General features: G+C 74.9%; 14 protein-coding genes and 1 pseudogene. 10 read left to right on the top strand and 5 right to left on the bottom strand.

Annotated features, from left to right (window positions below; all coding sequences use genetic code 11):
* Window positions 1-148 precede the first annotated feature (148 nt).
* Window positions 149-790, top strand: a complete 642-nt coding sequence (locus IE177_RS27400) for a class I SAM-dependent methyltransferase (protein ID WP_229816297.1) — start codon at window positions 149-151, stop codon at window positions 788-790.
* Window positions 791-796: 6 nt separating this feature from the next.
* Here IE177_RS27400 and IE177_RS27405 read toward each other — a convergent pair whose 3' ends face one another.
* Window positions 797-2122 carry a lipase family protein gene (locus IE177_RS27405; protein ID WP_190018117.1) on the bottom strand — a complete coding sequence of 442 codons (1326 nt, stop codon included), beginning with the start codon at window positions 2120-2122 and terminating at the stop codon, window positions 797-799.
* Window positions 2123-2332: 210 nt separating this feature from the next.
* On the opposite strand from IE177_RS27405, the gene IE177_RS27410 reads away from it, so the two are divergent.
* The gene (locus IE177_RS27410) at window positions 2333-3031 is read left to right on the top strand and encodes a lipoprotein (protein WP_190018118.1); all 699 of its coding nucleotides are present in this window, start codon (window positions 2333-2335) and stop codon (window positions 3029-3031) included.
* A gap of 23 nt (window positions 3032-3054) precedes the next feature.
* On the opposite strand, the pseudogene IE177_RS27415 reads toward IE177_RS27410, so the two are convergent.
* Window positions 3055-3702 (bottom strand): annotated as a pseudogene (locus IE177_RS27415) (GNAT family N-acetyltransferase).
* Window positions 3703-3810: 108 nt separating this feature from the next.
* On the bottom strand, window positions 3811-5856 hold the full coding sequence (locus IE177_RS27420) for a DUF1996 domain-containing protein (protein ID WP_190018168.1): 2046 nt from the start codon (window positions 5854-5856) through the stop codon (window positions 3811-3813).
* Between the two features lie 403 nt (window positions 5857-6259).
* On the opposite strand from IE177_RS27420, the gene IE177_RS35265 reads away from it, so the two are divergent.
* The 6 genes from IE177_RS35265 (at window position 6260) to IE177_RS27450 (ending at window position 13448) form a co-directional block, all read left to right on the top strand.
* Window positions 6260-8236, top strand: coding sequence for an NlpC/P60 family protein (locus tag IE177_RS35265; protein WP_229816298.1), 1977 nt, complete (start codon window positions 6260-6262; stop codon window positions 8234-8236).
* A gap of 219 nt (window positions 8237-8455) precedes the next feature.
* Entirely contained in the window at window positions 8456-9820 is a 1365-nt protein-coding gene (locus tag IE177_RS27430; protein ID WP_190018119.1) for an FAD-dependent oxidoreductase, read from the top strand.
* An 82-nt stretch (window positions 9821-9902) separates the two neighbouring features.
* Window positions 9903-10868 (top strand): DUF1152 domain-containing protein, encoded by a 966-nt coding sequence (locus IE177_RS27435; RefSeq protein ID WP_190018120.1) that lies wholly within the window; start codon window positions 9903-9905, stop codon window positions 10866-10868.
* 300 nt (window positions 10869-11168) lie between these two features.
* Entirely contained in the window at window positions 11169-12353 is a 1185-nt protein-coding gene (locus IE177_RS27440) for a hypothetical protein (protein ID WP_190018121.1), read from the top strand.
* Window positions 12354-12402: 49 nt separating this feature from the next.
* On the top strand, window positions 12403-12690 hold the full coding sequence (locus IE177_RS27445; RefSeq protein ID WP_190018122.1) for a DUF1232 domain-containing protein: 288 nt from the start codon (window positions 12403-12405) through the stop codon (window positions 12688-12690).
* A gap of 41 nt (window positions 12691-12731) precedes the next feature.
* The gene (locus IE177_RS27450; RefSeq protein ID WP_190018123.1) at window positions 12732-13448 is read left to right on the top strand and encodes a 2-phosphosulfolactate phosphatase; all 717 of its coding nucleotides are present in this window, start codon (window positions 12732-12734) and stop codon (window positions 13446-13448) included.
* A 191-nt stretch (window positions 13449-13639) separates the two neighbouring features.
* On the opposite strand, the gene IE177_RS27455 is transcribed toward IE177_RS27450, so the two are convergent.
* Window positions 13640-14830, bottom strand: coding sequence for a hypothetical protein (locus tag IE177_RS27455; protein ID WP_229816299.1), 1191 nt, complete (start codon window positions 14828-14830; stop codon window positions 13640-13642).
* A gap of 200 nt (window positions 14831-15030) precedes the next feature.
* On the opposite strand from IE177_RS27455, the gene IE177_RS27460 reads away from it, so the two are divergent.
* Both IE177_RS27460 and IE177_RS27465 read left to right on the top strand, forming a co-directional pair.
* Window positions 15031-17532 carry a SpoIIE family protein phosphatase gene (locus IE177_RS27460; RefSeq protein ID WP_190018124.1) on the top strand — a complete coding sequence of 834 codons (2502 nt, stop codon included), beginning with the start codon at window positions 15031-15033 and terminating at the stop codon, window positions 17530-17532.
* Window positions 17533-17612: 80 nt separating this feature from the next.
* Window positions 17613-20348, top strand: a complete 2736-nt coding sequence (locus tag IE177_RS27465; RefSeq protein WP_190018125.1) for a SpoIIE family protein phosphatase — start codon at window positions 17613-17615, stop codon at window positions 20346-20348.
* A 178-nt stretch (window positions 20349-20526) separates the two neighbouring features.
* On the opposite strand, the gene IE177_RS27470 is transcribed toward IE177_RS27465, so the two are convergent.
* The gene (locus tag IE177_RS27470; protein WP_190018126.1) at window positions 20527-20763 is read right to left on the bottom strand and encodes a hypothetical protein; all 237 of its coding nucleotides are present in this window, start codon (window positions 20761-20763) and stop codon (window positions 20527-20529) included.
* Between the last annotated feature and the right edge of the window lie 48 nt (window positions 20764-20811).

Genomic DNA, 20811 nt, shown 5'->3' on the forward strand with positions numbered 1-20811 from the left:
TCGCACCCTGCCGTGCGCCGGCGCCCTCTCGCAAACGGCGGCCGCCCCCGGGGCGTCGGACCCGCCCGCCCGGGGTAGGACCAGCCCGGCAGTGCGCTTGCGGCAGTGCGCGGGATGCCGTGCGCATCCGGCGACGGAAGGAGACAGGGTGACCGAGGACGGGCGCCGGGCACCGGCCGCCGTGGTGTTCGACGCGCTGGGGCTCGCCTACGAGGAGGCCTTCGCGGCGTCCGAGCCGCACCGGGCGTCGCTGGGCCGGCTGCTGGAGCGGCTGGCGCCGGGCAGCAGGGTGCTGGACGTCGGCTGCGGCACGGGCCGGCCGACCGCGCAGGCCCTCACCGGTGCCGGGCACCGGGTGCTCGGGGTGGACGTCTCGCCGGTCATGGTGGAGCTGGCCGGGCGGCAGGTGCCCGGGGCCGAGTTCCGGCTCGCGGACATCCGGCGACTCCCGCTCGAGGAGGGGGCGTTCGACGCCGTGTGCGGGTACTTCTCACTGCTGCAGATGTCCCGGGCCGAACAGGCGGCCGTGGTGGGGAAGCTGGCACGCGCGGTACGGCCCGGCGGGCTGGTCTCGCTCGCCACCGTGCCCCTCGACGTGCAGGACGCCGAGGGGCTCTTCATGGGGCAGCCGGTGCGGGTGACGAGCTTCGCCGCCGGGGAGTTCACCGAGTTGGTGACCGGGGCCGGCCTGACGGTGCTGGCCGAGGAACACGCCCTGTTCACACCGGCCCACCCCGAAGCGGTACCCGAGCCGCACCTGTTCCTGGACTGCCGGCGCGGGACGGGATGACGCCGGTCAGGGCTGGAGGGGCAGGGACCAGCAGGTGGAGCCGGCGGGCCGGCCCGCGAGCCGGTCGGTGAGCCAGTCGATGGCGGCGCCCTGGTCGGCGATGAGCGGCGCGACGTGGTTGAGCAGGGCCCGTCCCAAGGGCGGTGTGCTGACCGGGACGTAGGTGACGTTCGCACCCTTGCGGCACCAGTCGACGGCCAGCTGCCGGGCCTGCGCGTGCGGGACGAGGTCGTCGGTGATCCCGGTCGCCACGCGTACCGGGCCCGCCGGCCTGCCCCTGCCGATGCGCTGCCGATCGAGGAAGTCCCGCAGCGCGGGTTCGGCCTTGACGACGTCGCCGAGGGACGAGCCGTCCTTCGTCCAGGACGTGCTGTGCGCGGAGTTGTAGGAGAGGATCGCGTCGCCGACGCACATCGTGGACAGGTCGGCCAGTGCCGCCCGGCCCGCCGCGTTGAGGTGCCTGTCGGCGATCGGCTTCAGGGACGGTTCGGACTGCAGGAAGCCGTTGACGGACCAGCCGAGGGCTCCGGCCAGGTCGCTGCCGTCGATCGCCTCGGTCACCGCGGTCAGCTCGGCGGGCGGCGCACCGGAGTAGGTGCCCGCCAGGGTGATGTCCGGGGCGTAGGACGGCTGGAGTTCGGCGGCGGCCGCGGTGGCGCCGCCGCCCTGGCTGTAGCCGTACAGCCCGACGGGTGAGGCCGCCGTCGCCGACGCCCCCTGGAGACCGCGGGCCGCGCGCACCGCGTCCAGGACCGCGTGGGCGCCGTCGAGACGGTTGACGTAGGTGTGCAGCCGGTCGGTGGCGCCGAGGCCGGCGTAGTCGGTCACGACGACGGCCACTCCCTCGGCGAGCAGCCGGTAGATCGCGAGGTCCTCGTAACCGACCGACGCGGTGCGGCCGTTGAGCGTCAGCGGGTGCTCCAGCCCGAGGGACGCGGCGCACTGGTCGCCCTGGCCCATGGTGCCGGGGGCCACCGCGACGAGCGGGCGCGGTCCTCCGCGCCTCCAGGGGGCGGTGGGTTCGAGGTAGGCGCCGGTCACCGCGACCGGCTGCCCGGTGGAGTCGGTCGACTTGTACATCAGCCGGGTGGCCCGCCCCGGCAGAGGGCCGTCGAGACCGGGCAGGCTCAGCGCCAGGGGCAGGGGTTCGCTGCGGATCAGGGTGCCGTCGGCGGCGGGCAGGGTGCTGGGCGGGGTGTAGAAGGCGGGGATGGTGACGCCGCGGGACACGACGGTGTCCAAGGCGCCGGCGGGGAGTGCGGCGGCGGTCTGGGCGCCGAGGCAGGCGGCGACTGCGATGGCGAGGGCGGGCAGACGGGTACGCACGGGCATGGCGGACCTCCTGGGGGCATGTGGGGCAGGGGGCTCCGAAGCGGCTGGTCAGGAAGGTAACCGCGAAGGTGTTACCACGGGTAGCACCTGGAATATCACGGTTCAGTAAGGTAACGGCCCGTCAGCGGACGAGCACGGGGCTCCCGTGCGTCCCGCCCTGTCGGCGCACTCGGCTACAGTGGCGACCCGCAACCGGAGGGGAGAACGGCGGTGCAGGTCAAGGCGGGGTCCGTAGGGGGCCGGGCGATCGTGGCGGTGGCATTGGCGGCCGCGCTGGGCGGCTGCGCGGAGTCGGCGGACGACGACGGGAAGAAGGCCCCGAGCGCGTCGCCGAGCGCGAAGGGCACGGGCGGCGCCGGCAAGGCCGCGGCGAGCGGCGGCACGGTCGGAGCCGCCGGTTCCGCCTGCGAACTGCCCGTCAGCTTCGGCATCGCCAAGGACTGGAAGGCCAAGGCGATCGACGCGGAGGCGGAGCTGTCCAAGTCGTCGAAGGGGTCGGACGGCGACCTCACCGGGGCGCTGGCCGACGCGTTCCTGCGCCAGGGACCCGTCACCGCCGCCTGCGAGATCGACGCCAAGCCCGCGGGGAACATCGGCTTCCTGCGCGTGTGGACGGGCAAGGCGGGCGACACGGACGCGGGCGGGGTGCTGCGGGCGTTCGTCGCCGCCGAGGACGACGTCAGCAAGGCGAAGTACCACTCCTTCAAGACCGGCGGCGGTCTGCCCGCCGTGGAGGTGGAGTACCTCTACACGAGCAAGCTCCTGGACGAGACCAAGAAGGAGAGCGCCTTCGCGGTCAGCACACCCGACGGCCCGGTCGTGCTGCACCTGGGCGGCATGGACACCGCGGAGCACGAGGAGATGCGCCCCGCGTACGACCTCGCCAAGCAGACCCTCCGGCTCACCTGAGGGCCACCGCCGCCGGGCCCCGGTCAGTCCACGGCGGTGGCCCGGCCCAGGTAGGTGAGCGGACCGAGGTCCGGGACCGGGATGACGTGGAAGCCGAGCCGGTCGTAGAACGCGCGGGCGCGCGTGTTGGCGGTGACCATGCCGAGGTGGACCGTCTGGACGCCCCCCGCGCGCAGGGCGTCCAGGAAGGCGTGCAGCAACCGGCGGCCGTACCCCCGCCCCTACCAGGGCGGCAGCAGATCGATGTGCAGGTGGGCCGGGTAGGCGGCGAGTTCCGGTACGAGCATCCGCTCCGGGTGGTGCAGCAGGCGGACCATTTCCTCGCTGGGCGTGCGGGGCGGCTCGGCGGACTCCGGGTAGCGGCCGGCCATCCGGGGGATCCAGGTCCGCCGGAAGTCCTCGACGAAACGCCCGGTGTCGGCGGTGCCGACGATGTACCCCACGGCCCGGCCCGTGCCGTCGTCCAGCACGAAGGCGAGGTCCGGGTCGAAGTGGCAGTACGGCTCGGCGAAGAGCGACGGCATGAGCCGCCGGTCGGGGTAGATGGACCGGGAGTCGCCTCCGTTGTGCGCGGTGCGGACGCAGACGTCGGCCACGGCCGCCCGGTCGGCGGGGCGGTAGGGACGGATCGCGGGGGTCACGGGGGGGCCGGAGAGAGGACATGACCGCATCCTGACGCTCCTGGGAGCGCTCCCACAAGTGCTTCGCAGCCATCCGTACGGCGGCCCACCGACTTGGCGGGCCGCCGTACGGCGCTTTGAGGCTCAGTGACGCGAGACTCAGTAGCGCAGGCGCCGTGCGCGCAGGAGCATGAACAGGCCCGACAGGGCGAGCAGGGTGCCGAGAGCCGCGGGCCACAGGTGGGCCCCCGTCTCCGCCAGGCCGCCCTCGGCCGCCTGGGGTTCGGTCTGCGCGGCGACGGGCGGGGCGGATCCGGCGGCGGCCTGGTCCGACGCGGAGGACACGGACGGGGACGGCGCCGGTTCGGCCGGCGCCGATCGGGTCGAAGTGGGCCGGGGCTCGGCGGACTTGGCCGGCCCGGCCTTGCCGGAGCCGTCCGTCCCGCCCTTCTCGCCCGTCCGGTTCCCGTCGTCCGCCGGGTCCTTGCCCGCCGGCTTCCCGTCGTCCGTCTTCTTCGTCCTGTCGGCCGAGTCGTGCTTGGTGGTACGGGCCGGTGAGGTCGTCACGTCGGTCCCCGGAACCGTGCCGTCCCGGGAGACGGACGGCTCCGGCTCGGGTCCGGCGCCCGTGCCGGGTGCCGTGGAGGCACCGTCGCCCGGCTCCCGCGTGGCTCCGGGGCCGGGGGCGGCCGTCGCGCCGGTGCCCGTGCTCGCCGTCGGCGCCGGGGCCGGGACCGGGTCGTCACCGGCACCCCCGTCGTCACCGGCACCGCCGTCGTTGCCGTCGCCGTCGTCCTTCGGACCGCAGGTGCGGCCGGAGTTGATGCAGTCGACCATCTCGCGCATCAGGTCCTCGTCGAAGACGTTGATGAAGTCGCCGTGGTCGGTGACCGGCTTGTGCAGCTGCTCCGGGAAGGAGTCGACCGCGAACAGCGGGACGGTACGGCCGCCGTCCTGGAGGCTCGGCGCGTCGACGTCGTAGACGATCCGCTGCACGAGCTGCGGAATGGGGCGGAAACCCGCGGGGCACGAGCCGTCGGCGGCGGTGAAGGCCACGTGGGTGCGGTGGTTGGCGCTGTCGATGTTGCGCCCGTCCCAGCAGCTCTGGAACCGGAAGCTGCGCACGACGTCGCTGCCCTGCGGGCACAGCGGGTACTTGTCCTTGAGCTGACGGTTCTCGTAACCGGTGCAGCTCCAGGAGGCGTTGGCGTTGCCGGGGCCGTTGACGAACGCCTTGGCGTCGCCGGTGATGATGCGCAGCAGCCGGGGCATGGCGGTGACCTTCTCGCGCGGGTTGCCCACGAACGTCAGCGTCACCTGCTCGGGCGTGACGATCTTGCCCGCGTTGCCCTCCGTGCCGCCTCCCGGTGCTCCGGCGTCGCGCTCCTGCGTTCCGTTCTGCAGGCGCAGCACCGGCCAGTAGTACGTGGACTTGTCGCCCTGGTCCACACAGCTCGTGTCGGCCTTCGCCAGGTCGTCGTCGCTCGCGAAGGCGCTGTTGCCCTGGTTGCCGATGTAGTCGTGGAAGTGGTGGGCGCCGTTGGAGACTCCGGGGGCGACGATGACGTTGTCCGAGTTGAACAGGCCGTTCGCGTTGACGCCGCAGTCGGAGATGAAGGTTCCCGGTGAGGCGTAGTCCTGCCGGGGCGGGTTCGAGGTCTCGGGCGGGACGGAGGTGATGTCCGTGTAGTCGGAGGCGACGGGCCCGTTGCCGCCCTGGCCCGCCCCGCCCGGCGGCTGGCTCCCGCCACCCTGCTGGCCCCCTTGGCCGGGGGAGGCCGTGGCCGTGCCCTGACCGCCGCCGTCGCCGGGGCGCATGGCGCATCCGGCCAGGTCGTCAAGTCCGCCCGGGCGCTGCCCCACCCGGTCGATGGCGTCGGCGATCCGGCCGATGGTCTCCGTCCGCTTCTCCTTCAACGGGTCCATGATCGCGCCGTCGACGGAGCCGGCGTCCTGCCCCGCCTGCCACGACTCCTGGAGCTTCCGGTACGCCGCCGCGGTCTGCTGGTCGAGCACGGCCAGCTGTCGGTCGACGTCCTGGCGGGCCGCGTCCGGAACGTCCGTCAGCCGGCTGCCGACGTCGGGGCAGTAGATCGTGGCCGTGCCCGCGGACAGGACCTGCCCCTGGGCGTCGGAGCCGTCGCCCCAGCCCTCGGTGGCCGAGGCGTAGACGTTGGCCGCGACGAGGCCGCCTCCGCCCAGCATCAGGGCCACTGCTGCGAGGGTCGCGCGTCTTGCGCCGGTCGGGCGTCTGCGCCTGTTGCGTACCAAGGTCGTCCCCTGTGTCTCATTGCCGGTCGGGCATGGAGGTCCCCCCGCTTCATACGGAGGACGGAGCCCCTGTGTTCAACCGAAACGCGAATTCACCGGGATCTCACAGGAAGACGAGAATCCCACCCGTTCCCCTTCGAACGCCATCGCGAACATCACGAATACGTATCGGACATTTCACACGTCAACCTTCACACGAGGCACACACGTTGGCTAGGTTGACGCGAGGCCGCCCGGCTCGACCCCGGCGAGCCGCCGTGTGGTCCGGCGTCGGTGCTCGACGGTCCGGGCGAAACGGCCCGACTGCCCCGCGGGGCGAGGAAGGAGCACGTCTTCCATGGCGCCGGAGAGCCGCGACGAGGTTCGGCAGCGGATCGATTCCCTCTACGAACAGGCCGAGAACGCGACAGGGAACTTCAACGCGACCCGGGCCATGGCGGCCCGGACTCGCTCCCGGGGCGTCCCGCTGGCCAAGCGGCGCGGCCGGCGGCCGGATCCCGCGCTCGACGAGGTGGCCCGTCAGTGGTTCGACGCGGCACGGGCCAAACTCGGCCCGACCGTCCCCGCGGTGCTGCCCGCCGACCGGCAGCCCGACGGCCCGGCGGCGCCCCCTCGTTCGCGGGAGGGGTGGTGGTCGGGCCTGCCGGACGGCGGACGCGAACTCCTGGGCCTTCCCAGCGGCGGGCGGGAGACCCCCGCCCTGCCCGGAGGCGCCCGGGCGGCTCTGGAGCCGGGGCCGGCCGGGCGGAGGCCCGAGGCGCTGGAACGCGGCGCCGACCGCCCGGTGGCCGAACTGACGGCCGGGCCCGCGGCGGACGCGGCGGGCCGCTCCTGGCCGGCCCGGGAAGACGACCGCACGACACCGCCCGGTGCGCCGGGACGCGAACTGCCGCAGGGCGCCGCCGAGTCGACCGGCCTCGCCCTCACCGGTCCGGCCGGCGCCGGCGCACCGGCACCGGGGATGGGCGCACCGGCGGTTTCGGCGGGGGGCGGCATGCGGGGCACCCCCGGGTCCGGCACCCCCGGTTCCACGCCCGGCCCGCCGGGACTCGGCGGACCGGGGCAGGCACCCGGACCGGCCGGCGCGGCAGTGCCCGCGCCGGGGCAGGACCCGGTCGCCCCCGGCACGCCGGAATCGCTCGGGCTCGGCACACCGGGGCCCACGGCGCGGTTCGCGGCACTCGACGGGCTCCGGTCGGCGCCGCAACCGGCCGGGGCGGGACTGCCCCAACTCGCGGCGGAGCCCGGCACAACCTGGTCGAGCGGTGAATGGGCCCTTCCCGGCGCACCGGGGCCCCTCGGGCTCGGAGTTCCGGGGACCACGACGCAGTTCCCCGCACCGGACGGACTCGTACCGGCGTCTGCGACTACCGCGGCTGTCATGCCCCAGCAGGCAACGGAGTCGCGCGGCGTCGTCGCCACCGGGCCGGAGACGGCCGGCTTCGGGGCGTACGGATCGGCCACGGGAGTGCCGGAGTCCCGGGTGGCGGAGGCCGTCGCGCCGGGGTTCGGTACGGCGGAGGCCGTCGCGCCGGGGTTCGCGGAGGCGGCCCTTCCGTCGGTCGCCACACTCCCCACCGCACAGCCGGCCCCCGTTCGTGGGCCCAGGACCCTGCCCGGCTCCGCCGCGGCCGGCCGCCCCTCCCCCGCCGACCTCAAGGACGGTAACCGGCGCAGGATCACCGCGGCGGGCGACCTGCTCTCCCGGTACGCCGCTCAACTCGCCGCTCCCTCCACCGGAGTTCAGCCCGCCGTGCCCTTGGTGGCACAGGGCGCGCAGGCGACAGGACAGTGGCAGCAGCCTCAGTGGGCGACCCCCGGTGTGCCGGTGACGGCCGCGCCGGCACCGGCGACGCCCACCGCCCCCGCTGTGCCCGGCGCCGCCACCTCCGCCGCCCCCACCACCGGAACGGGCTCCCTCCCGCTCCCCCTCCCCGCCTCCGGGTCCCCCCGTGCCGTGCGGGCCGCCAAGGCCATCGCGTTCGCCCGGGCACAGCTGGGCAAGCCGTGTGTGTGGGGCGCGACCGGGCCGGACTCCTACGACTGCTCCAGCCTCACCCAGGCGGCCTGGAAGGCGGCCGGGGTCTCGTTGCCGCGTGCCGCGCACCGGCAGGCGCTCGCCGGCTCCCCGGTCACGCTCGCCGGCCTGGAGCCCGGAGACCTCGTCCTCTTCTTCGACGACGACCGGCATGTGGGCCTGCACGTCGGTGACGGCATGATGGTGCACGCCCCGGGGCCGGGGTCCTCCATCCGCGAGGAGTCGATCTACGGCGCCGGCGAGGCGGCGATCCACCGGATCGTCAGACCCGCCTGACACCCCCGGCACGCCGAGCGGACCACCTCGGCCCGCCTCCACCCCCGCCCACAACCCCCGACCGAGCGGGCCGCCCGGCCCCTCCCTCCATAAGGAATACCTGCGCCAGGCATAAGATCACCTTATGAGGTCATAGGTGCGACCCCCTTACTAACTTAGGCGTGCCTTAGCTTAGGCTTCTTGATCGAGTCTCCTGTTCACATGCGAAGGGAATCGATCATGCCGCGCCCCCTGCGGGTAGCCATCGTCGGAGCCGGCCCCGCCGGGATCTACGCAGCCGACGCCCTGCTCAAGTCCGAGGCGGCCGCCGGCCCCGGCGTGTCCATCGACCTCTTCGAGCGGATGCCCGCCCCGTTCGGCCTGATCCGGTACGGCGTCGCGCCCGACCACCCGCGCATCAAGGGCATTGTCACCGCCCTGCACCAGGTGCTGGACAAGCCCCAGGTCCGCCTCTTCGGCAACGTCGACTACCCGGCCGACATCAGCCTGGACGACCTGCGCGCCTTCTACGACGCGGTGATCTTCTCCACCGGCGCGATGGCCGACCGCGACCTGTCCATACCGGGTGTCGACCTGGACGGCTCCTACGGCGCCGCCGACTTCGTCTCCTGGTACGACGGCCACCCGGACGTGCCGCGCACCTGGCCGCTGGAGGCCGAGAAGGTCGCCGTGCTCGGTGTGGGCAACGTCGCGCTCGACGTGGCCCGCATCCTCGCCAAGACGGCCGACGAGCTGCTGCCGACGGAGATCCCGCCGAACGTCTACGACGGTCTGAAGGCCAACAAGGCCCTGGAGATCCACGTCTTCGGCCGCCGCGGCCCGGCCCAGGCGAAGTTCAGCCCCATGGAACTGCGCGAGCTGGACCACTCCCCGAACATCGAGGTCGTCGTCGACCCCGAGGACATCGACTACGACGAGGGCTCGATCGCGACCCGGCGCGGCAACAAGCAGGCCGACATGGTCGCCAAGACCCTGGAGAACTGGGCGATCCGGGACACCGGCGACCGGCCGCACAAGCTGTTCCTGCACTTCTTCGAGTCCCCCGCGGAGATCCTCGGCGAGGACGGCAGGGTCGTCGGCCTGCGCACCGAGCGCACCGCCCTGGACGGCACCGGCAACGTCAAGGGCACCGGCGAGTTCAAGGACTGGGACGTCACGGCGGTCTACCGCGCGGTCGGCTACCTCTCCGAGAAGCTGCCCAAGCTGCCCTGGGACATCGAGTCCGGCACCGTCCCGGACGAGGGCGGCCGGGTGATCGAGGAGGGCGGCGCCCACCTGCAGTCCACCTACGTCACCGGCTGGATCCGGCGCGGCCCCGTCGGCCTGATCGGCCACACCAAGGGCGACGCCAACGAGACCGTCGCCAACCTGCTCGCCGACCACGCGGGCGGCCGTCTGCACACCCCCGACTCGCCCGCGCCGGAGGCCGTGGACGCCTTCCTCGCCGAGCGGAACGTCCGCTACACCACCTGGGAGGGCTGGTACAGGCTGGACGCCGCCGAGCGCGCCCTGGGCGAGCCGCAGGGCCGCGAGCGGGTGAAGATCGTCGAGCGCGAGGACATGCTGCGGGGTAGCGGCGCGTAGCCCCGCGCTCGCCGGGGCCGGCGAGGGAGGGCAGCCGGAAATCCCCAAGGTCCCCCGGGGGCGGCCCTGTTACGGTCCTGCGGTGTCCTCCCTCCGTGAACCCGTCTTCTTCAGCCGCCTGCGCGAGGCGCGCCGGATCCTCGTCGCCGGCGCGGGCGGCGGCTTCGACGTCTACGCCGGCCTGCCCCTGGCCCTCGCGCTGCGGTCGGCCGGCGCCGAGGTCCACCTGGCCAACCTGTCCTTCGCCGACCTGTACGGCCTCGGCCCGGACCACTGGATCGAGGAGGACGTCGCCGCGATCCGTCCGGGCACCCCGCTGCGCGGCGACTACTTCCCCGAGCGCTCGCTCGCCCGGTGGCTGGACTCGCGGGGCCTGCCCGGCACCGTCTACGCCTTCCCCACCACCGGTGTCCGGCCGCTGCGCGCCGCCTACCGGGCGCTGCTGGAACACCTCGGCGGGGTGGACGCGGTGGTGCTGGTGGACGGCGGGACGGACATTCTGATGCGCGGGGACGAGCACGGGCTCGGCACTCCGGAGGAGGACATGGCGAGCCTGGCCGCCGTCGCGGGGCTGGACGAGGTCCCGCACCGGCTGGTGGCCTGCCTGGGCTTCGGGGTGGACGCTCACCACGGTGTCAACCACTCCCTCGTACTGGAGAACCTGGCCGCCCTGGACCGGGCGGGCGGCTACCTGGGCGCGTTCTCGCTGCCCCGCGAGAGCCCCGAGGGCGCCGCCTACCTCGACGCGGTCGCCCACGCCCAGCGCTCCCACGCGAGCCACCCGAGCATCGTGCACGGGTCGGTCGCGGCGGCGGTACGCGGGCAGTTCGGCGACGTGCGGTTCACCGAGCGCACCCGCGGCAGCGAGTTGTTCGTCAACCCGCTGATGGCGCTGTACTTCTGCGCCGACCTGCCGGCGCTGGCGCGCGCCAACCTCTACCTCGACCGGCTGGAGGACACGGTCCTGATGCGCCAGATCAGCTCGGTCGTCTCCGGGTTCCGCGAGGAGCTGCCCCGGCAGCGGCCGCCCCGGGCGTTCCCGCACTGAGCCGCCCCGGCCGGAGCGGGTCCGGCGGCCCGGGGGCGGACGACGGGAACGGGGTCCGCCCCTGAGCGGATGGGCGGGCGGGCCCCGTTCGCCGGACCATTGTGGGCGTCGCACGACGGCACCACCACGTGTGAACGGAGGCTCCTGGCGGGTGCCGCGCGCACCCCGGGTGCGCGTCGCGCGTCCCGTGCGCGGGGCGCGTGTCCGCCGCCACGCGCCGCCTGCGGGCCCCGGTCGTCGCTTCGTCGCGCCGAGTGGTGATACTGGGAGTCACACCTGCCCCCATCAGCAGATTGGCTCATGTCTATCTCCGCCACCGATCGCGCCGCGCACCCGCAGACCCTGTGGGCGGCCCGCGGCCGCCACACCGGTTCCGCTCCCGAGGAGGTCGTCCGGCGTACGCTGCGCCGGCACAAGGAGAGCGGTGACATCGACGACTTCGCCGAGCCGCCCGGGCCCGGGGACGCGGGACACCGGGTCTTCGAGGCACGCTGGCGGACCGACGGCACGGTGGCCGTACGGGCTCGGCTGACCCTGGTACCGGGCGCGGGCCGGCCGGAGGGACACCAGTGGCGGCTGATCGCGGAGGCGGAGCGCCCGTGGGACGACGCCTGGCCCTCGCCCGCGACCCTGTTCTGGCCCGAGGCCGGTCCGGGCGAGGGTGACGACGGCGCCTGGGACCACCACGCCGGCGTCGCCGGGGTGCGCCTGCGGCAGGTCAACGCGCTGCCCGCGGACGACAAGGAGATGCGGCGGCGGCTGCGGGACGCGGCCCGTGAGGCCTGGTGCGTCCATCTCGTCGTGCACGAGGCGATGACCCCGGACGAGCGGGGCCGGCTGCCGCTGAGCCGGCTGCTGCCGCCCGGCCTGCGGCACCGCGTGGTCGAGCACCGCGCGGCCCCGCACCAGCTGCGCGCCGTGAACTGGGCGCTGAAGGACCTCGGCGTCGAAGTGCCGCGCGGCGGCGCCGTGCTGCTGCCCCCGGACCCGGCGCCGAAGGACTACGACGGCCGGGAGCACCGTGTGCGCAGCGTCTTCCTGGACGGCTCGGAGCCGGCCGAACTCATCGCGGCACTAAGGCACTTCACCGCTCTTCCCCGGCCGCTGCCGCGGGACGCGCAGGAGGCGCTGACGGACCTGCGAGAGAACTGGACGCTGCTGACGCTGAGGGAGGAGCTGGAGCGTGAACGGCGGCTGGTCACCATGTACGCCGACGCGCTGGAGGCGATGACGAAGTCCCGGGACCTGTACAAGCAGGCCGCGGAGCAGGCCCTCGAGGCGCTGTCGGCCTACCGCGACGTGCCCGCACCGGCGTTGCCGCAGCAGCAGCGTCCCGCGTCCCGGACCCCGGGCGCGCTCCAGCAGCTGACACGCACCTTCGAACGCCTGAAGCTCTCCGCCAAGGGAACCCGGACCTCATCCGAGGGCGGCACGAACCAGGCGGACCAGGTGGATCCGGCGGACGGCACGGACCGGTCGTCGTGAACCCTCCGCCGAGTCCGCTTCGGCCCGCCCGCCGGGACAAGGAGGCCGGATGGATTCCACCACGACCCTGCTGGTGATCGCCGCGGTCGTCGCGGCCGCGCTGTTCGCCGTCGCCGTCGCCCTGCTGGTGCGTCTGGTGCGCGCCCGGCGTACGCTGCGGCGGGCCGGACTGCCGACGGGGCCGCGCTGGGTGTTCTGGGCCGCGGTCGCGTATCTGCTGCTGCCCACCGACCTGCTGCCCGACCCTGTCTACCTGGACGACATCGGCGTACTGCTCCTCGCCCTGCGCAGCATGCGCGCCGCGCGCCCGCTGCCTCCGGGGACGACCGGGTCCTGAAACACCCCGCCGGCCCGGCGTCGTCACGGCATCATGGAGCGATGCAGCCTGTGTTCACCGGCGTGGCCGACGCTCCCGCGGCGCCCTGCGTCGCCGTGGTGGTGGACGTGATGCGCGCGTTCACCGTGGCCGCCTGGGCGTTCCGGCGCGGGGCCGAGCGGATCGTGTTCGCCGGTACGCTCGAGGAGGCCCTGGAGCTGAAGGCCCGTCACCCGGGATGGCTGGCCGTCCAGGACGGGGAGCCGGTGCCGGGCTTCGACCTCGCCAACTCCCCCGGCCGGCTGCGCTCCCACGACCTCCGCGGCCGTACGCTCGTGCAGAAGACCACCGCCGGCACGGTCGGGGCCCTGGCCGTGGCGCGGGCGCGGCTGCTGCTGTGCGCGAGCTTCGTGGTGGCCGGGGCGACCGCCGAGGTGCTGCGGCGGGCCCGGCCGGAGACGGTCGCCTTCGTGGTCACCGGGGACGGCGGGCGGGCCGAGGAGGATCTCGCCTGCGCCCAGTACATCGCGGAACGCGCCCGGGCCGGCGGCGCCCGCCCGGACCCCGGACCCTACCTCGACCGGGCCCGGCGTTCGCACGCCGCCGCGCGGCTGTCCGACGGGGTGCGGCGGGGCCTGCGCGGCGTCCACGCCGAGGACGTGGCGATGTGCCTGGAGGCGGACGCCTTCCCGTTCGCCATGACGGCCATCCGGGAGGACGGCCGCCTCGTCCTGCGCCCCGTGGAGCCCGGCGGGCCCCCGTCGCCGCCACCGGCCTGACCCGCTCACCACTCGCGTCGTGCACCCGGCGCGAACACCGGTACCGCCGCAGCCGACGCGGCCACCGCCGCACCGGCGAGCGACGGCCGGCCGCCCGACACCTGGTGCTCCCCCTTGCGTCCGGCCGAGGAACGACCACCTCGTCCCGCGCCCCCAGGAGCCCGGCGGGCCCCCGTCGCCGCCGGCCCGCCTCACTCACCACGGTCGCGTGCGCCCTTGGTCAACGCGACCACCAGCACCGTCAGCGCCGCGAGGGCCGACGCGGCCGCCGCCGCCCCGGCGAGCAGCGGCGGGGCCAGGGTGGCGTCCCGCAGCCGGGACAGGCCGGGCGTGCCGAACCGGCCGCCGGCGAGCTGCCCCGCGGCCAGTACGGCCGTGACGCCCACCGCGGCGGTCGCAGCGACGAGCCGGGCCTGCACCGTGCGGGCGGGCAGGGCGAGGGCGAGGAGCATGCACAGTCCCGCGAGGACGACAGTCGCGCCGACCAGGCCCTGCGACAGGCCGGCGCCGTAGCGCGGGGCGTACGCGATCCCGCACAGGAACACCAGCGGCGCGGCCCTTCGGGCGAGCCGGAGGGAGAGGGCCTCGCTCGCGCCGTCCCCCGCGCCGTCCTTCGCGGACCCTTCCCCGTCCGGACGGCCCTTCCCGGAACGGTTCTCGGCGGGGCGGTCCTTCGCGGGGCGCTCCCTGCCGGACCGGCCCTTGGCGGGAGGGTCCTGCGGTGCGGACGCGGCAGGGGCGGGCGGGGCGGCGGAATCCGCGTACGCGGCGGGGCCGATGGGGGCGAGGGGCGTGAGGGGCGCCGGCCGGGGCGGCGGACCCTCGGGTGCCGTCCGGTCCGCGGCGAGCCGGCTGATCAGCTCGGCGACTTCCTCGACCGGCCGGCCGACGGCCACCGCACGCACCGCCGCGTGCCCGCAGTGCGGTTCCACCGGCGTACGGTGCAGCAGCCGCATCAGCCTGGTCACGTCCTCGAGCGAGCGGTGCTCGGTGGCGGCGCGGATCGCCTCGTCCGCGCCGTCGGCTCCCCGGGGCGGCTCCGTGAGCAGGGCCACCAGGCGCGCGACGTCCTCCACGGGGCGGTCGACCGCGGCCGCGCGCAGGGCGTCCGCCGTGGTCCGGGCGTGTTCGGGCGCGTCCTCCAGCAGGGTGATCAGCCGGACGACATCCTCCACGGGGCGGTCGGCGACCGCGGCGTGGACCAGGTCGTGCAGGGGATCGCCGGCGGGGGCGTCGTCCTGGTGCGGGACGTCCGGCCGCCGCTCGGGGGGCGCCGTGAGCCATGCGAGGAGCTGCGGCGACGGGGCCGCGACGCCCGGGGCGGCCGGTACGGGCGCTATGAGGGAGTCGTCAGGACGGGAGGACGAGGAACGGGCGGTCATCGCGGCTCCAGAGAAGGGTGCGGCCCCGCCGGCGCCCCCGCGCGGCGCACGGCATTACGCAGTCCATTACTAGGAGCGGCCCCGTGACCCCGCCACCCGGACGCGCCGCTGGTGTGACGCCCCCAGGTGCGATCCGCGCTCCTCCTGGCGCATTCTTGCTGTGTCATCCACCCGGAGGCGCACGGGACGAGGTACGGCCGATGGCTGGGAGCGGGGAGCAGACGGTCCGCACGCGGGCCCGCCTGGCCACGCTGCTGGCCGACGCCTCGGCCGGGGCGCTGGGCGCGGTCGGCGGCCGCGGCGCGGGCGTGTACCTGCGCTCCGGCTCCCCGGGCCTGCTGCGCCTCGCGGTGCTGGCGGGACTGCCCGCGACGCTGTTCAAACCCTGGTGGCGGCTGCACCTGGGCCGCCCCTTCCCGGTCTCCGACGCCTTCCGGCTGGGCACGCAGGTGGTGCTGCCGAACGCCACGGAGACGGTGCGCAGGTACCCGCAGTTCGCGGCCGGCCTGCCCTTCCCCTTCGGGTCGGTGCACGTGCCGGTGCCGGGCGGGTCCGAACCCCTGGGCGTCCTCACGGTGCTGCGCCCGGCGATGGCCGAGTCCGAGGACGAGCTGCTGGACCGGGAGGTGCTCGGGCGGCTGGCCGAGGGGCTGGGCGCCGAACTGCTCGGACTCGCGGACGGGGACCCGGACGCGGTCGTCTGGGACGGGGAGCCGCTGTGCGTGCGGCCGCCCGCGGCCCAGCCCGCGCGGGCCGTCATGGGGGGCTTCGACTGGGATCCGCAGACCTCGCGGGTCCGCGCCGACGACCGGCTGCAGGCACTCCTCGGCCTGCGTCCCGGCGAGTTCGCGGGCACGGACGCGGCCCTCGCGGACGCCGTGGCCCCGGCCGACGCGCACCGGATCCTGGCCGCGCTGCGCGACGCCGCCGCCGGCCGGCCTCCGGGCGCGCCGCTCGGCCTGCGCTCGCCGGACGGCACGCCTCGGCTGCTGGACCTGTGGCAGGCCGGCGACGACGGCGTCGCACCGCGGATCGGCGGCGTGATCCTCGACCCTCCGGCCGGCTGCGCCGACAGAGCGGCCGACCTGCTGCCCCAGGGCGTGCTGGCGCTGGACCGGCTGGGTGTGATCGTGTACGCCAACCCGGCCGCCGCGCGGCTCGTGGGCCAGGACCGGGAGCGGCTGCTCGGGCGGGAGCTGTGGGAGGCCGTGCCGTGGCTGTCCGGGCCCCCGTACGACGACCACCTGCGGGGCGTCCTGCTGTCCTCGGCGCCGGTGCACTTCCATGCGCGGCGGCCGGGGGCCTGCCCGGAGGAGCCGGGCCAGGACGACTGGCTCGCCGTGTCCGTGCACCCGGGGCCGGAGCTGCTGGCCTGCACGCTCGTCCCGGCCAGCCGCATGGACGCCCCGGTCGGACCGGTCCCGGACACGCATGAGCCGGAGGACACGGTGGCGAGCGCGCACGCGCTGGCGCCGCTGTACCGGCCGATCGCACTGGCCATCGCGCTGACGGACGCGGTGACGGCCCGGCAGGTGTCGGAGGTGGTCGTGCGCGAGCTGCTGCCCGCGTTCGGCGGCCGCCGCCTCGCCATCTACCTGCTCCAGGAACGCCATCTGTACCTGGCCTGGGAGACCGGCTTCCCGCAGGGGTTCCTCGCCCCCTTCGAGGGTGTCGGCCTCGACGAACACCTGCCCGGCGTGGAGACCCTCACCACGGGCCGGCCCCTGTTCTTCGAGTCGATGCGGCAGCTGGACGCCGCCTATCCGGGCATCGCCCTGGACGCCGAAGAGGGCTCCCGTGCCTTCCTGCCGCTGATCGCCTCCGGCCGGCCCGTCGGCTCCTGCATCCTCGGCTTCGACGCGTCGCGCCGGTTCAGCGCGGAGGAGCGCACGGTCCTCACCGCGCTCGCCGGCCTGATCGCGCACGCCATGGAACGCGCGCAGCGCTACGACAGCGAGGCGGCGCTGGCCCGCGGTCTGCAGCAGGCGCTGCTGCCGCGCCGGCTGTCGGCGCACCCGCGGGTGGAGACCGCCGGCCGCTACCTGCCCGGGACGCAGGGCCTGGACGTGGGCGGCGACTGGTACGACGTGGTGGAGGCCGGGGACGGGCTCGCTCTGGTCATCGGGGACGTGCAGGGGCACGGCGTGCAGGCGGCGGCGACCATGGGCCAGCTGCGCAGCGCGGTCCGGGCGTTCGCGCTGGGCGACCGTCCGCCGGACGAGGTGCTCAGCGGAACGAACCTCCTGCTGATCGACCTCGATCCGGGTCAGTTCGCCAGCTGCTGCTACCTGCGGCTGGACCCGGCCACCGGCCACGCCCGGGTCGCCCGGGCGGGGCATCCGCCGCCGCTGCTGTGCTCCCCCGACGGGCGGACCCGGCGGCTGGACATCCCCGGCGGTGTGGTCCTCGGCGTCGATCCGCAGGCCCGGTACCCGGTGACCGAGCTGCTGCTGGAGCCGGACGCGATCCTCGCCCTGTACACGGACGGCCTGGTGGAGCGGCCCGGCGCCGACATCGACGACGGGATCACGGCGCTGCGGCAGGCCCTCGCCAAGGCAGGCGCGGCCGCGGGGCGCCGGGGCGGCCGGTCGCTGGCCAGGGTCGCCGACCGGCTCACGGCGACCGCCCGGCACACCGCGGACCGGCCCGACGACGTGGCGCTGCTGCTCGCCGCCCGCCGCTCGTCGGCCGCCTACCCGTGACCCGCCCGGTGCGGTGCGGGCACCCATCACCTCGGACGACGGTCTCGCCTGACGGGGCCGGGCAGTGTAGACATGGGCACATGGTGCGACTGCCCGGCCGGGCGACCCGGCCGTCCCGTCCTTCCGGGCGACCGCGCGCACCTCGCGAGGGGCGGCCGGACGGCAGCCGTGCGGAGGGCGAGCGGCCGGGGGTGCTGCGGTCGGTGGTGACCGGACGCAGCGTGGCCGGCCAGGTCTTCCTGCTGCAGGTGGTGATCGTGCTGCTGCTGGTCGTCTCGGCCGTGGTGGCGCAGGTGCTGCAGGTGCGGCACGACAGCGACGTCGAGGCCCGCAACCGCTCGCTCTCCGTCGCCCAGTCGTTCGCCAACGCGCCCGGTACGGCGGCCGCGCTGCGCTCCGCGCATCCCACGGCCCTGTTGCAGCCACGTGCGGAGGCCACCCGCAAGGCGACCGGGGTGGACTTCGTCGTCGTGATGAACACCGACGGGGTCCGTTACACGCATCCCAGACCCGACCGCATCGGCAAGCAGTTCGTCGGCACGATCGCCCCGGCCGTGGCCGGTGGCACCGTCGTCGAGCACGTCAACGGCACGATCGGCCCGCTCGTACAGGTCGTGGTGCCGGTGAAGGACGCCGGCGGCACCGTGGTCGGCCTGGTCTCGGCCGGTATCACCACCGCCCATGTGGGCGGGGCCGCCGACCAGCAGCTGCCGCTGCTGCTCGCCGCCGCGGCGGTGGCGCTCGCGCTGGCCACCGCGGGCACGGCCCTGGTCAGCAGGCGCCTGCTGCGCCAGACGCGTGGGCTGGGCCCGTACGAGATGACCCGGATGTACGAGCACCACGACGCCGTGCTGCACGCGGTCCGCGAGGGCGTGCTGATCGTCGGCGGTGACGGGCGGCTGCTGCTCGCCAACGACGAGGCGCAGCGCCTGCTGGGCCTGCCACCGGACGCCGAGCGGCGCAGCGTGCTGGAGCTGGGGCTGGACGAGGAGACGGCGGCGCTGCTCGGCTCGGGGCGGGTCGCCACCGACGAGGTGCACCTGGTCAAGGACCGGCTGCTGGCGATCAACCAGCGGCCCACGGATCTGCGCGGCGGCCCGCCCGGCAGCGTGACCACGCTGCGCGACTCCACCGAGCTGCGCGCGCTGTCCGGCCGCGCGGAGGTGGCGCGCGAGCGGCTGAACATGCTGTACGACGCCGGGGTGGGCATAGGCACCAGTCTGGACGTGACCCGCACCGCCCAGGAGCTGGCCGATCTGGCGGTGCCCCGGTTCGCGGACTTCGCGACGGTGGACCTGTTCGACGCGGTGATCGGCGGCGACGAGCCGAAGCCCGGGACGGCGCTGCGCCGCGCGGCCTGCGCCGCCCTCCGCCCGGACGCCCCGCTGTACCCGGTCGGCGAGCGCATACGGTTCGTGGCCACCTCGCCGCAGGCCCGCAGCCTGACGACCGGGCAGTCGGTGGTTGAGCCCCGGCTGGGCACGGCGCCCGGCTGGCGCGCGCAGGACCTGGAGCGCACCGACCAGGTCCTGGCCTACGGCATCCATTCGCTGATCACGGTGCCGCTGCGGGCGGGCAGCCTGGTGCTGGGGGTGGTGAACTTCTGGCGGTCCCAGAAACCGCAGCCGTTCGACTCGGAGGAAGTGGCGCTCGCCGAGGAGCTGGTGGCGCGGGCGGCGGTGTCCATCGACAACGCCCGCCGGTACACGCGCGAGCACAGCATGGCGGTCACCCTCCAGCGCAGTCTGCTGCCGCGGTCGCTGCCGGAACAGGGCGCCCTGGAGATCGCCTACCGGTATCTGCCGGCGCAGTCCGGCGTGGGCGGCGACTGGTTCGACGTGCTGCCGCTGTCCGGTGCCCGGGTGGCGCTCGTCGTCGGTGACGTCGTGGGCCACGGGCTGCACGCGGCGGCGACCATGGGCCGGCTGCGCACGGCCGTGCACAACTTCTCGGCGCTCGACCTTCCTCCCGACGAACTCCTGGGCCTGCTGGACGAGTTGGTGGGCCGGATCGACCAGGACGAGACACCGGCGGAGGGTTCGGCCGCGGTCACGGGCGCGACCTGCCTGTACGCCGTCTACGATCCGGTCTCCCGGCTGTGCACCGTGGCGCGGGCCGGTCATCCGCCGCCTGCGCTGGTGCGTCCCGGCGGCCGCGTGGAGTTCCCCGACGTGCCCGCGGGTCCGCCGCTGGGCCTGGGCGGACTGCCGTTCGAGGCGACCGAGCTGGAACTGCCCGAGGGCAGCCGCCTGGTGCTGTACACCGACGGCCTGGTGGAGGACCGGGAGCGGGACATCGACGAGGGGCTGGAACTGCTGGGCGACGCACTGCGCCGCACACCGGACTCCTCCCCCGAGGAGACCTGCCGCAGTGTGCTCGACCGCCTTCCGAACCGGCCGCGGGACGACGTGGCGCTGATCGTGGCCCGCACACGCGTGCTGGGCGCGGACCGGGTGGCGCGGTGGCGGGTGCCGTCGGACCCGGCGGCCGTGTCGGAACTGCGGGGCTCGGTGACCCGGCAGCTCGCCGAATGGGAACTGGACGAGCTGGCGTTCACGACCGAGCTGGTCCTGAGCGAGCTGGTCACCAACGCCATCCGCTACGGACGCGGCCCGATCGGTGTGCGGCTGCTGCGCGAGCGCACGCTGATCTGCGAGGTCTCCGACGGCAGCACGACCTCACCGCACCTGCGGTACGCGGCGAGCACCGACGAGGGCGGCCGGGGCCTGTTCCTGGTGGCGCAGCTCGCCGAACGATGGGGCACCCGGTACACCGCCCACGGAAAGATCATCTGGGCGGAGCAGCTACTGCCCTGAGCGGACGCCCGCAGACGGGGACGCGGACCGGGGGCAGGCCGAGGGCCCGGCGGATGCCGGCACCGGATGCGCCGCGTTCACCGGGCCCGTCAGGAGCGCCCGGCTGCGCGGCGCCCGGGGGTGCACGGCCCGCCGGGCCCGTCCCGGATACCCGGTCCGCGCGGAAGCGGACGGCGGGTCAGCCGCCGTCGAGCCGCGAGCGCAGCAGCCGCTTGCCCATCTCGGCGCCCTTGCGGCTGTCGGACTGCGCCTTGCGGAACAGCTCCACGACTTCGTCGTCCTTGTCGCGCTCGGCGTCCTGGATGTACTGCTCCAGGCGCAGCGCGTTGTTCAGGCACGCCTCGACGTACCAGATCAGGTTGTAGTCCTTGTCGCGCGTGCCGGTGACGTCACCGGTCTCGCTGGTGCTGGTCATCCGGGGTCTCCTCCTTCTGCCGACCCTGCGTGGATTCCGCTTGCGCAG

The organism is Streptomyces lucensis JCM 4490, assembly GCF_014650035.1.
GTDB lineage: Bacteria > Actinomycetota > Actinomycetes > Streptomycetales > Streptomycetaceae > Streptomyces > Streptomyces lucensis.

Excerpts from the sequence above, each read along its gene's own strand:
- IE177_RS35265 (WP_229816298.1), top strand. The coding sequence starts at position 6,260 with ATGGCGCCGGAGAGCCGCGACGAGGTTCGGCAGCGGATCGATTCCCTC.
- IE177_RS27465 (WP_190018125.1), top strand. The coding sequence starts at position 17,613 with ATGGTGCGACTGCCCGGCCGGGCGACCCGGCCGTCCCGTCCTTCCGGG.
- IE177_RS27440 (WP_190018121.1), top strand. The coding sequence starts at position 11,169 with ATGTCTATCTCCGCCACCGATCGCGCCGCGCACCCGCAGACCCTGTGG.
- IE177_RS27470 (WP_190018126.1), bottom strand. The coding sequence starts at position 20,763 with ATGACCAGCACCAGCGAGACCGGTGACGTCACCGGCACGCGCGACAAG.
- IE177_RS27460 (WP_190018124.1), top strand. The coding sequence starts at position 15,031 with ATGGCTGGGAGCGGGGAGCAGACGGTCCGCACGCGGGCCCGCCTGGCC.
- IE177_RS27450 (WP_190018123.1), top strand. The coding sequence starts at position 12,732 with ATGCAGCCTGTGTTCACCGGCGTGGCCGACGCTCCCGCGGCGCCCTGC.
- IE177_RS27430 (WP_190018119.1), top strand. The coding sequence starts at position 8,456 with ATGCCGCGCCCCCTGCGGGTAGCCATCGTCGGAGCCGGCCCCGCCGGG.
- IE177_RS27420 (WP_190018168.1), bottom strand. The coding sequence starts at position 5,856 with ATGCTGGGCGGAGGCGGCCTCGTCGCGGCCAACGTCTACGCCTCGGCC.
- IE177_RS27445 (WP_190018122.1), top strand. The coding sequence starts at position 12,403 with ATGGATTCCACCACGACCCTGCTGGTGATCGCCGCGGTCGTCGCGGCC.
- IE177_RS27455 (WP_229816299.1), bottom strand. The coding sequence starts at position 14,830 with ATGACCGCCCGTTCCTCGTCCTCCCGTCCTGACGACTCCCTCATAGCG.
- IE177_RS27405 (WP_190018117.1), bottom strand. The coding sequence starts at position 2,122 with ATGCCCGTGCGTACCCGTCTGCCCGCCCTCGCCATCGCAGTCGCCGCC.